12 protein-coding genes and 1 pseudogene are annotated in these 11,365 nt (G+C 65.1%); 5 read left to right on the forward strand and 8 right to left on the reverse strand.

Features of this window, described 5'->3' with window-relative positions; all coding sequences use genetic code 11:
* The first annotated feature begins 1 nt into the window (after position 1).
* The 3 genes from AUR64_RS09425 (at position 2) to gfo6 (ending at position 3,555) form a co-directional block, all read left to right on the forward strand.
* Positions 2–1,537: an aldehyde dehydrogenase family protein gene (locus tag AUR64_RS09425; protein WP_058581656.1), complete on the forward strand. Its 1,536-nt coding sequence runs from the start codon at positions 2–4 to the stop codon at positions 1,535–1,537.
* Between the two features lie 133 nt (positions 1,538–1,670).
* Positions 1,671–2,315 carry a hypothetical protein gene (locus AUR64_RS09430; RefSeq protein WP_058581657.1) on the forward strand — a complete coding sequence of 215 codons (645 nt, stop codon included), beginning with the start codon at positions 1,671–1,673 and terminating at the stop codon, positions 2,313–2,315.
* A gap of 163 nt (positions 2,316–2,478) precedes the next feature.
* Entirely contained in the window at positions 2,479–3,555 is a 1,077-nt protein-coding gene (gfo6, locus tag AUR64_RS09435) for a D-xylose 1-dehydrogenase Gfo6 (protein ID WP_058581658.1), read from the forward strand.
* 291 nt (positions 3,556–3,846) lie between these two features.
* Here the strand turns inward: gfo6 and AUR64_RS09440 are convergent, their stop codons facing one another.
* From AUR64_RS09440 to AUR64_RS09455, 4 genes are all read right to left on the reverse strand, one after another.
* Entirely contained in the window at positions 3,847–4,653 is an 807-nt protein-coding gene (locus AUR64_RS09440; protein ID WP_058581659.1) for a carbon-nitrogen family hydrolase, read from the reverse strand.
* 2 nt (positions 4,654–4,655) lie between these two features.
* Positions 4,656–5,093 (reverse strand): CoxG family protein, encoded by a 438-nt coding sequence (locus tag AUR64_RS09445; protein ID WP_058581660.1) that lies wholly within the window; start codon positions 5,091–5,093, stop codon positions 4,656–4,658.
* 37 nt (positions 5,094–5,130) lie between these two features.
* Positions 5,131–5,355, reverse strand: coding sequence for a DUF7123 family protein (locus AUR64_RS09450; RefSeq protein ID WP_058581661.1), 225 nt, complete (start codon positions 5,353–5,355; stop codon positions 5,131–5,133).
* A 62-nt stretch (positions 5,356–5,417) separates the two neighbouring features.
* Positions 5,418–5,603, reverse strand: a complete 186-nt coding sequence (locus AUR64_RS09455) for a DUF7525 family protein (RefSeq protein WP_058581880.1) — start codon at positions 5,601–5,603, stop codon at positions 5,418–5,420.
* 220 nt (positions 5,604–5,823) lie between these two features.
* Between AUR64_RS09455 and AUR64_RS09460 the strand changes: the two genes are divergently transcribed.
* Together AUR64_RS09460 and AUR64_RS09465 are read left to right on the forward strand one after the other, a co-directional pair.
* On the forward strand, positions 5,824–7,053 hold the full coding sequence (locus AUR64_RS09460; protein ID WP_058581662.1) for an LEA type 2 family protein: 1,230 nt from the start codon (positions 5,824–5,826) through the stop codon (positions 7,051–7,053).
* 101 nt (positions 7,054–7,154) lie between these two features.
* Positions 7,155–7,535, forward strand: a pseudogene (locus tag AUR64_RS09465) (DUF7528 family protein); the annotation flags it as partial.
* 112 nt (positions 7,536–7,647) lie between these two features.
* Here AUR64_RS09465 and AUR64_RS09470 read toward each other — a convergent pair.
* From AUR64_RS09470 to AUR64_RS09485, 4 genes are all read right to left on the reverse strand, one after another.
* The gene (locus tag AUR64_RS09470; protein WP_058581663.1) at positions 7,648–8,679 is read right to left on the reverse strand and encodes a PhoU domain-containing protein; all 1,032 of its coding nucleotides are present in this window, start codon (positions 8,677–8,679) and stop codon (positions 7,648–7,650) included.
* Between the two features lie 205 nt (positions 8,680–8,884).
* Positions 8,885–9,949 (reverse strand): ATP-NAD kinase family protein, encoded by a 1,065-nt coding sequence (locus tag AUR64_RS09475; RefSeq protein ID WP_058581664.1) that lies wholly within the window; start codon positions 9,947–9,949, stop codon positions 8,885–8,887.
* 93 nt (positions 9,950–10,042) lie between these two features.
* The gene (locus tag AUR64_RS09480) at positions 10,043–10,330 is read right to left on the reverse strand and encodes a HalOD1 output domain-containing protein (RefSeq protein WP_058581665.1); all 288 of its coding nucleotides are present in this window, start codon (positions 10,328–10,330) and stop codon (positions 10,043–10,045) included.
* Positions 10,331–10,669: 339 nt separating this feature from the next.
* Entirely contained in the window at positions 10,670–11,362 is a 693-nt protein-coding gene (locus AUR64_RS09485; protein ID WP_058581666.1) for a competence/damage-inducible protein A, read from the reverse strand.
* Positions 11,363–11,365: the final 3 nt, after the last annotated feature.

The following is an 11,365-nucleotide window of genomic DNA, read 5'->3' on the forward strand; positions in this document are numbered from 1 at the left end:
TATGAGCCAACAGACGGGCGACGTTTACCAGCACTACATCGCCGGCGAGTGGACCTCCGGTGAGGGAGAGGAGACGTTCGAGAGCACGAACCCGGCGACGGGCGAGACGCTCGGTGAGTTCCAACGCGGCACTGAAGCGGACGTGGACCGCGCACTCGCGGAGGCCGAGGAGGCGTTCGACGAGTGGCGCAGTCTCTCGCACATCGACCGCGCGGAGTATCTCTGGGACATCTACCACGAACTGCGTGAGCGCACCGACGAACTCGCAGAAATCGTCACAAAGGAGTGTGGCAAGGAGATTTCCGAGGGCAAAGCCGACGTCATCGAGGCGTACCACATGGTCGAGTGGGCCGCCGGCGACGCCCGCCACCCGAAAGGCGACGTGGTTCCATCCGAGATTCCGAGCAAGGACGCCTACATGCGCCGCAAGCCGCGCGGCGTCATCGGCTGTATCACCCCGTGGAACTTCCCCGTCGCCATTCCGTTCTGGCACATGGCCGTCGCACTCGTCGAGGGGAACACGGTCGTCTGGAAACCCGCCGAGCAGACGCCGTGGTGCGGCCAAATCATCGCCGAGATGTTCGAGGACGCCGGAATTCCGGACGGCGTGTTCAACATGGTCCAAGGCTTCGGCGACGCCGGCGCGGCCGTCGTCGACGACCCGCGCGTCGACACCGTTCTCTTCACCGGCAGCGCCGAAGTCGGCCACGAAATCGCCTCGAAGGTCGGCGGCGAACCCGGCAAACTCGTCGCCGCCGAGATGGGTGGCAAGAACAACATCGTCATCACCGAGAACGCGGACATGGACACCGCCGTCCACTCCGCGGTCATGTCGTCGTTCAAGACGACCGGCCAGCGCTGTGTCTCCTCGGAGCGTCTCGTCGTCCACGCCGACGTGTACGACGAGTTCAAAGAGCGCTTCGTCGACATCGCCGAAGACGTCGCCGTCGGCGACCCGCTGAGCGAGGACACGTTCATGGGCCCGCTCATCGAGCCAGAACACAAAGAGAAAGTCTCGAACTACAACGAACTCGCAAAAGAAGAGGACGTGAACGTGCTCGTCGACCGTACGGAACTCGACGACAGCGAGATTCCCGACGGTCACGAAGACGGCAACTGGGTCGGTCCGTTCGTCTACGAGGCGGACCCCTACGACGACCTGCGCTGCACCCACGAGGAAGTGTTCGGCCCGCACGTCGCACTCCTGAAGTACGACGGCGACATCGAGGAGGCCGTCGACCTCCAGAACGACACCGAGTACGGCCTCGCGGGAGCCATCATCTCCGAGGACTACCGTCAAATCAACTACTTCCGCGACCACGCGGAAGTCGGCCTCGCCTACGGCAACCTCCCGTGCATCGGCGCGGAGGTCCACCTGCCGTTCGGCGGCGTCAAGAAGTCCGGCAACGGCTACCCGTCGGCGCGCGAAATCATCGAAGCCGTCACCGAGCGCACCGCGTGGACGCTCAACAACTCCTACGACATCCAGATGGCGCAGGGGCTGTCGGCGGACATCAAGACGAAAGACGACGAGTAGCGACGTAGTCCCCGAATTTTCCCGCGTTCTTTCGAAGCGGACGAACCCCGATGAGTGCGAATCGGTCGCGGATTTATGGTGCTTCCAGCCTAACGTTCGAGTAGTTCCTACCGAGAGATTCGGTTGATACACCGTGGCCAATACCACCATCTCAGACAGGGAGAACCGCCGGTCGAATCCGACGTCGCGGCGCGTCGCGGGTGTCGCAGCGCTGCTCGGCACGCTCCTCGTCAGTGCGGGCTTGCTCCAGCAGGCGCTCACCGACGTGACCGCCGGCGGCGACGTCGTCTTCGACGTACAGAACACCGTCTTCCTCGTCGACCAGGTTGCGCTCGTCGCGGGCATCCTGCTGCTGCTCGTCGCACTCGTCGGCTTCGTGCGCTACCACGAGGATGCGGGCGGCATCTACTGGTGGGCGGGCGTTCTCGGCACCGGCAGCGGGATGGTGCTCAGCCTCGTCAGCGCCGGCGCGCAGTTCGCTCTCGGGATGGTCGGAATGGCGACGTTCGCGCAGTACGCCGCCTACGCGTTCCTCGCCGGCAACATCGCGTTCATCGGGGCGTCGCTGCCGCTGGGCATCGCGCTCCTGTTGAGCGGATGGGCGAAAGCGCCCGAACTCCGCCTCGCCGGCGTCGCCTTCGCCGGAACCGGCCCTTCCATCTCGCAGGGGGCCATCTTCTTCGGCCTCAACGGCCTCTTCGGCGGCTTGCTGTTCGTCGGCGCGTACGCGACGGCGTGGCTGCTCGTGGCGTACAACCTGCTTCGCGCCGACTTCTGAACCCGCTTGCGTCGCTTCCGTCGCTTTCGCCACTCCCGCCGCTTGCGTCGCTTCTGTCGCTCCCGAACTGTTCATCGCCGCCGCCCGTCACTCGTCTCGACAGTCAGAGAGCGCGAACCCACAGTCCGAGTATCACTTTTGTGCTGGCCGTCGTAGGCGACGTATGCAGATTCACGACTACTTCGACGAGTTCGCACGACGTGACTGGGACAGCGGTGCCGACGGCACCGTTCGGTTCGCCATCGTCGGCGTCGGCGGATTCGCGCGCAAAGCCGCCCTCCCCGCACTCGCCGACGCCGACTACGCCGAGGCGACGGTGCTCGTCACCAGTTCTCCGGAGAAAGTGGAGGATGCAGCGGAGAACCACGACATCGACCACGTCCTCACGTACGACGAGTACCACGACGGTGCGGCGACCGACGCCTACGACGCGGTGTACGTCGTCACGCCGAACGCGCTCCACCCCGAGGCTATCGAGACTGCCGCCGAACACGACAAAGCCGTCCTCTCGGAGAAACCGCTGGCAGCGACCGTCGAAGGTGCCGAACGCGCCGTCGACGCCTGCGAGAGCGCTGACGTGCCGCTGATGACCGCCTACCGGATGCAGTTCGACCCCGTCGTTCGCCGACTCCGTGAGTACATCCGCGACGGCGGTATCGGTGACACACTCCAACTGGACGGCGGGTTCGCCTTCGACGTGATGGGCGGGAGTCGCGGTCCCGACCAGTGGCGACTCGACGCCGAACTCGCCGGCGGCGGCGCGTTGATGGACGTCGGCGTCTACCCGCTGAACACCGCACGTTATCTCGTCGACGCCGACCCCGTGGCGGTGACGGCGACGATGCGCGGCGAGGGCGTCTTCGCCGACGTGGACGAACATATCGCGTTCCAACTGGAGTTCCCCGACGGCGTCACCGCCTCCTTCACCGCCGGCTTTTCGGGATACACGAAGAGTCACCTCTCGATTCGCGGCACGGAAGGCCACGTCGAACTGTCGGGGTCGGCGTTCGGCACCGAGGACCCGCGCCGGGTGACCGTCCATCGCAACCGGGTCCGAACGGTCGTCGACGGTCCCGGAACGAGCGAGATACGCGAGGAGTTCGACTACTTCGCGCACGCGGTGCTCACCGGCGAGGAAATCGGGCCGGACGGCGAGGAAGGACTGCGTGACGTACGGGTGACGACGGCGGCGTACGAGGCGGCGGAGACGGGCGAACGCGTCGAGATTCGGTACTCCTGAGTCGAGCGTCGGGACTCTGGAGTCGAAATCGAGTGTCGGGACAGAAGGCGAGGCGGGAGCGCTCCCCCACCGGGCGGGGGGAGCGGTGCGGCGATGGCCACAGTGGACCCCTCACTGCAGCGTGGTGCGGCGGTTGATTTGTGCCGAATCGTCGACGAGAAAAGCGTCGATATCTTCGGCGAATTCGGCTAAGGAGTACGTCTCAATAAAGGCATCGACACGATGAACTGATTCCGCTAGCAGGGCTCACGGTACCGTGGGCCGTGGACAACTCCGACGAGACCGAGACTGTCACCGACGGTCGGCGAGCGCCGGAAACTCCTCGCGGACCCGCGTCACCTCGTCGGGGTCGAGGTCGGCCGTAACGTGCGCGGGGCGGTCACCTGCGCTGGCCAGCGCAGTACCCCACGGGTCGTACACGGTCGAGCGACCGAGAAGCGTCGCCGAGTCGAACGCGCCCACGCCGTTTATTGCGCCGAGATACCAGAGGTTCTCGATGGCTCGCGCCCGCGTCAGCGTCTGCCAGTGCTCGACGCGTGGGTACGGCCACGCACTCGGGACCAGAAGCAACGTGACGCCGTCGTCGACGAGTTCGCGCGTCAGTTCGGGGAATCGGAGGTCGTAGCAGGTACACGTGCCGACGGTGAACCCGTCGAACTCGAACGGTTCGAGATGTTCGCCGGCGGTAAGCAGTCGCGCCTCGGCGGACTCGTAGCCGAACAGGTGGTGTTTGCGGTACGTCGTCTGTAGCGAGCCGTCGCGGTCGAAAAACGTCGTCGTGTTCGCCAGTCCTCCGTTGTCGGGCACGTCGTAGCCCGCGTCGGCGCTGGCTTCGAGGTCTTCGACGTGGCTGCCAGCCAGCAAGCCGACGTCGTGGTCGGCGGCGATGTCGCGCAGACGGCCGAACGTCGGGCCGTCCAACCCCTCGGCGACTCGGGCGTACGACTCGAACGCGAAGTAGCCGACGGCGAACAGTTCGGGGAGCGCAACGAGGTCCGCGCCGTCGGCGGCGGCGTCCTCGACCGCGGATTCGGCGGCGTCGAGCGCCGTGTCGACGCTCCCGGCATCCTGTTCGAGTTGGGCGAGCGTGAGACGCATGGTTACCGCTCCGAGTTCGAGAGGTCGCGGCGCAACGCGGCTTCGAGGTTGTCTAGCTCACGGTCCAGATTTCGTTTGAAGAAGCTCTCGACGCCCGGCAGACTCCCGTCGACGATGAACTCGTTGACGAGACGAGCGCCGTTTTCGGTCTCCTCGACGGTGTGTTCGCCGGTGACGCGCAGCGCACGCGAGCGACCGACGAACTTCACGTACCGGGGCGGTTCGCGGGTGACGTCCTCGGTCTCGACGGGCACCGTCGAACGGATGACCGGGATGGGAAGTGCGACGTGCCACGTCGCCTTCCGCTCGTCGGTCGGGTGGAGGTCGAACTCCTCGACGACGCTAATCGCGCCCGCCCGCTTCTCGGGGTCGGAGATGAACGCCCACACCGACTCCGGGGGATGGTCGAACTCGAAGGTCCGCGTAACCCTGACAGTCATGTGCGTACGTTGGGAGGAGAGGGCAAAAGTCCGTGGATTAGCTGCGGGTGACGCGCCACGTCGTCGAGCGCGCGCGGCCCCACTTTTCGATTTCGACGTCTTCGGATTTCTCTGCGAGTCGTGGAAGGCGCGACCCGACCTGCTTCGCCGAGAGGCCGATAGCCTCGGCGATGTTCTTTGCCCGGAAGTACCGCTCACCGCGAGTGACGCTCTCCCGGAGGTAGGCGATAATCCGCTGTTCCTCGTCGGTGTATTCGGTCATCGACGTTCCTCCTACGTGTCTGACGATATTAACGGTTACTCGGTCGGACGGCACAACCGCCGTTAGCTAGAGTACACTTGAACGGCGACGACAGCCAGCGAGGCGGCGACCATCGCGCCGGCGAACCCCCACGCCTGCGTCAACTGATTGGGTCCAACGAGCATCACCGCCGCCCCGACGAGCGCGAGCACCGAAAACAGCATCGCCACACCGATGCCCATGTCCGTCCGAGTCGTCTGCGTTGCCATATCTCTCGGTTCGGCGGTGCGCACTTAGTTTATTCGACAACGGCGAGGGGCCGCCGTACGTCAGGTCCGGCGGTTCGATGGGTTCTCCCGGCCGGTCCTTCGTTTCACCCACCGTATCGGCTAAGTAGCCCGCACACACTGCTTTCGTATGGACCCGAGCGGGGTAGGCGGGCCGAACGCGTCGAATACGTCGGAATCGGAGGACAGGTCGAGTCGAGGGATGCTGCGGAGCTGGTCGGGGTCGATTGCGGTCGTTCTCGTCGCCGCAGTCGCTGCGCTCGTCGTCGCCTCGGCGTTCGGGTACGTCGGCGCGCCCGGCGTCACCGAAATCAGTAACCGAATCGTCGCCGTCGACGACGAGACGACGACCATCGAGACGAACATCACCGTCCGGAACCCGAACCCGCTCGGCGTCAGCATCGACGGTGCGACCATCGACTACGGCGTCCGGATGAACGAGGTTGCGATGGCGTCGAACCGGCGGACCGGCCTGCGAATCGGTCGCGGCAACTCGACGCTGTCGTTTCGAACGGAGATGCGAAACGAGCGCATCCCCGAGTGGTGGGTAACCCACGTCCGAAACGACGAGCGGACCGTTCTCCGCGTCGACGCCGACGCCGGCTATCGGGGTGTCAACGCGACGTTCGAGGGGCCGACGGTCGAACGCGAGATTCGAACCGATATCGTCTCGGGGTTCAACTCGACGCAGACGCGACCCATCAACGCGAGCCAACCGTTCGTCCCGGACCCGATTCTCTACGTCAACGAGACGAGCGCACAGTGGGGCGAGGTCAACGAGTCGGCGACGCCGATTCGAACCTCGTTCGTCGTCTACAACCCGCAGTCGGTGCCGGTGACGGTGAGTGAACTCGGCTACGACATCCGCATGAACGGCGTCCGCGTCGGGCAGGGGTCGACGAACCGCGAGTACGTCGTCGGCCCGAAGCAGACCCAGCGAATCGACGCGACGGCGGTCATCCGAAACGGCCGTCTCGACGAGTGGTGGGTGACACACGTCCGCCGCGGGGAGGTGACGACGCTCACCATCGACTTCTCGGCGGCCGTTCGTCTTCCCGGTGACGTTCGAGTAGACCTTCCGTTGGAGGACGTGCAGTACTCACAGACGGTTCGGACCGACGTGTTCGGCAGTGAGACGACCGCCGGGCAAACGAACGGGAGTTCCGCCAGCAGCGAAGCGACGGCCGACGGCTCTGGGAGTGACGGGTCCACCAGCGACAACTCGACGGACAACAGTTCGACGTCCAACGGTTCTGCGGGCAACAACACGGACACGACGAACCGGGTCTCGAACACTGACCTCGAAGCACAGCGTCGAGACAACTCGACCCTCCTCGGGGCCACCGTGGCTGCCACCGCCTCGCCAAACCTGCAGTGGCCGACAACGTTTTTACCACGTCCGTTCGTGTATCGGGTACATGCAACGGAGTAGCCAGTCTCCTGGTCGAGTTCTTCTCCCGCGATGAGAACGCCGTCTCGGTGACGAGCGACGACGAATCGATTCTGCTGCGCATCGGCGACCGTACCTGTGAACTGTCGAGAGCCGACGCTGCGAAACTGCAAGACACCATCGGCACCGCGTTGACCGAGAAGCGCGAGTTCTTCCGCACCGCCGGCGAGTACCGCGAGGACGGCAGTTACGTCGTCTCCCGGCGCGGTGCGGAGTCGGCGGGCAACACGAAAGTGTTCGAGAGTTTCGAGGCGCTGCGCCGCCTGTACGACCGCCTGCCGCACGAGTTCACCGCCGACGACGTCGGCCGAACCGGTATCACTGGGTCGCGTCGCCACATGCTGATTCGACACTTCGGCGAGCATCCGGCCTTCGACTGTCGCATCACCCGCCGGAACCCGCTGACCGTCGAACGCCACGATACGGGTGCGAACACGGATGCGGAAGCGAATGCGGACGCCGACACTACCGACACCACCGATTCCCACGTCAGCGACGCCCGAAAAGAGATGGACGCGACGGCGGACTGAGTCGTCAGTCGCCGTTCGCAGAAACGAAGGAGGATGCTTTCCGGTCTCAGGAAATCGTGACGTGGTCGGATTCGGCGTTGAGCGCGAGATTCGCCGCGATTTCGGCGTTTCGCATCGCGTACTGCGCCGTCTGCTGGAGGCTCACGAGCACTTCCCGAATCCGAAGCAGTTCCTCGTTCGACACCTCGGGAATCTCCGAGAGAATGTCCTGTTCGCGGTCGGTGAGTTCGCGGAACTGCTCTCTGACCTCGATAGTGAGGTCGTAGTCGCGGTCAACGACCGACTGGACGGCTTTGACCGTGATGTCGTCGACTTGGTCGGTGAACTCGCGAATGCGCCGCATCGTCGCCGAGTCGACGTCGATGGTGTGGCCTTCGGTGTTGAGGACGATTTCGGCGATATCCTCGGCGTTGTCGGCGGTGAGTTCGAGATTCTTCGCCACCGAGCGGTAGCCGATGAGCGGGAAGCCGGATTCGAGGCCGACGGCCCGACAGAGGTTCGGGTTCTGGTAGGCGGTGAAGATGAGCCGAAGCACGAGAACGAAAATCTTGTTCGCCTGTCGCTCGCGGTTGAGCGCCCGCTGTGCCAAGTCCGGGTTACCGTGCGCCAGCGCTTTTACTGCCTCGCCACGCATCGTGCTGCCGGTGTTTTCGAGACGTTCGAGCAGGTTGTCGAGCGTGAAGTCCTCGGGGTCGACCGAACACCGGATGGCGATGCGTTCGGGCGTCTCCTCGATGACGCCGAGACCCATCAACTGCGTCTCGGCTTTGTAGACGGCGTTGATGTGCTCGCTGTCGAGTGCGCCCTCGGACTTCTCGACGTGGATGACGCGTCGCCCGAGTACGTACTGAGCGACGATGGCGCGTTCGAGGCCGTCGGCGTCGAGGTTGTCGGCGTGAATGACTGCTTCAGAGTCCTCCGTCGACGCCGACTCCGGGAGGACGGTGAGCGTTCCCTTGCCGCCCATCCGAATCGACACCTCGTCGCCTTTGTTCACGCCGTGTTCTTTCGCCCACTCCGCCGGGAGCGTCATCGCCAGCGTCGAAGGACCGAGTCGCTGGACTTTCCGCGTCTCCATGGCAAGCCGTATCCCTTCTATGACCTTAATCTTCACTATAGGGAGATAATACATCATAAAACGGGAGGGTTCTCCCACAGGTCACCACGAATGTGTGGTTTCGTTGGTACGAATGCGGCGGTCGAGACACCAGAAAGGAACCGAAATCGGCGTCGAACATCAGCCGTCGCTCCCGTGTCTCTCGGTGACAGCACGGACAGAAGGCTCAGACGACCTTCATCATCCGACGCTCGAATCGGCCGACGCGAACTTTCGTCCACCCGCCCAGTTCGGCGTCGAGTTCCGGGTCGTCGGTGTCGACACGGAGCACCGAGATGTCGTCGAGTTTCGACCGCGAGGCGACGACTTCGACCGAACACCGGCGGATGACTGCGGGTGACAACTGCGGGTTGCCGCGGCCGAAGACGAATCCCTGTCCGCCGATAGGCGAGACGACGATGACGTTCTCGTCGCCGAGAGCGTCGAGAATCTCGGCTTCGCTGGCGTCGCGGACGACCACCTCGCCGTCCCGCCAGACGTCGACGCCGATGGGTGACCCCTCGAAGCCGAGTGCCTCTTTCACCGCGCCGACGGTCGACCCGGGACCGAGAACGTAGGTGACGCCGGACTCGACGTCGGCGGCGACGCCTTCGGCCAGTGCTTCGACGGTGCCGCCACCCAGTTGCTTCGAGGACTGCAGGTCGTCGGCGACGGGCACCGTGGCGACGGCGCGGAGTTCCGGGTGAACCTCGCCTTCGCGGTAGTCGTCCTCGTCGATATCCATCACCTCGCGGCGCTCGGTTCGCTCGAACGACGAGACGATTCCGGCGGCATCCTCAGGAGAGACGGCGAACACCGACGAGTACACTTTCACTCCTGCGGGGACGCCGAGCATCGGGGTTCGACTCTCGAACTCGGCGAGCGCTTCGGCCACGTCGGCGGCGGTGCCGTCGCCGCCGACGAACAACACGAGGTCGACGCCGGCGTCGACGAACGACGAGACGGCGCGTCGGGTGTCGTCGGCCGTCGTCTCCGCGTCGCCGGGTGCGCCGACGACGTCGGGGTCGAACCCGGCGTCGCGGGCGGCGTCTTCACCCATCTCGCCGCCGTAGACGACGAGTTCCGCGTCGGGGAGGCGCTCGCGGAGTTCCGTTAGCGCACGACGCGCACGCTCGGGTGCGCGTGGCTCCGCGCCGCGCGCTCTCGCCTCCGCGACTTTCCCGTCCGTCCCTTTGAGTCCGACTCGCCCCCCCATCCCGGCGATTGGGTTGACGACGACGCCGATTCGCATACTCGAACTCAGCGGCGGCGGCGGCAAAAACACGCCGACTCGGCGAGACGGGCGCAGTCGCTGGGGGCCGCGAGCGATTGACTGCAGAATCAACTACCGGACGCGTTCGGTGTGTTCATCGAAGACGAACACGTCACCGGCGCTCGTGACGAGCACCTCGTATCCGGAGAGGCCGAACGCGACCGAGGCCGCCGACCGGTCGACGAACAGCGCGTCGAGTGCATCGGGGTCGACGAACCGATACAGCTGTTTCATCTCGGTCGGGTCGACACCCTTCGCCTCCGCGACTGCGACGGCGGCGGCGGTACTCGGCGGCGTCGACTCGTCCCACCGAGCGGCGTGGACCGCCGACTCCGAGAGGGCCGCCGCGCTGTCATCCATGGTCGTAGTCCACCGTTGCGACGTAGTTCAACTTTCGCATGTCTCTTCGTAGTTCGTTCGACTCACCGGCATCGACGTTGTTCGTTCCGCTCACTCACGGCGATTTTGGCATCGCCTCTCGCTTCTCACGACGGCGTGCGACACACGTCAATGCGAACCGTCAACAGTTAAACCGGGTGCCTGATAACCTACGGCTATGTTCGTACTCGCCTCGGAACAGTCGCTGCCGGCCGCCGAAACCGGCGGCGTCGTGCTCCTGTTGAGCCTGCTCATCACCGTCGGCTGGTTGCTCTATCTCTACCGCTGAGTCGACTCGAAGCGCGACTGCACAACTGCGGTTCAATCGTCGACGGCGTCCGCGTGCTCTCGGAGCCAGTCGGCCGCCTCGTTCGCCGTCTCCGGGTCCGCAGCGCTGATTTTCACGCGAACGCCGTCGCCCGGATAGCTACCCACGGTGACGCCAAAGCGACGCTGGAGTTCGGCTAAGCGCTCGGCGAGTGCGCTCTCCGGTTCGTCGACGAGTACGCGTTCGACGTACGTCTCAGTCCCTGTAAAGTCGTTTTCGACGCGCTCGAACATCGCTTTCATCTCGGCGGGGACGCCCGGAAGCACGTACACCGACTCGACGACCGCGCCCGGAGCGACGCCCTCGTCGTTCGGGAGAAAGCGCGCACCGGCGGGGAGTTCGACCGTTCGAGGTTCCCCGTTGTCGGCGGCGTAGCCGCCGCGGTCGGCCAGCCACGCCGACGCCTCCGCGTGCGACTCCAGCGACTTGCCGACCGCCGCTGCGACGCCCTCCATCGTTACGTCGTCGTGTGTCGGTCCGAGACCGCCGGTGACGATGACCGCGTCGTAGGCGGCCAGCGACTCGTTGACGACTTGGGCGATGTCGGCGAGGCGGTCCGGCACCGTCGTCACCCGTTCGACCGTCACCCCGCGTGCGGCGAGGCGTTCGCCCAACCACGCTGCGTTCGTGTTTACCGTGTCGCCGACGAGGAGTTCGTCGCCGACGCTGACGATTGCGGTTCGCATCGC

Origin of the sequence: Haloprofundus marisrubri, assembly GCF_001469955.1 — an archaeon.
GTDB classification, from domain to species: Archaea; Halobacteriota; Halobacteria; order Halobacteriales; family Haloferacaceae; genus Haloprofundus; species Haloprofundus marisrubri.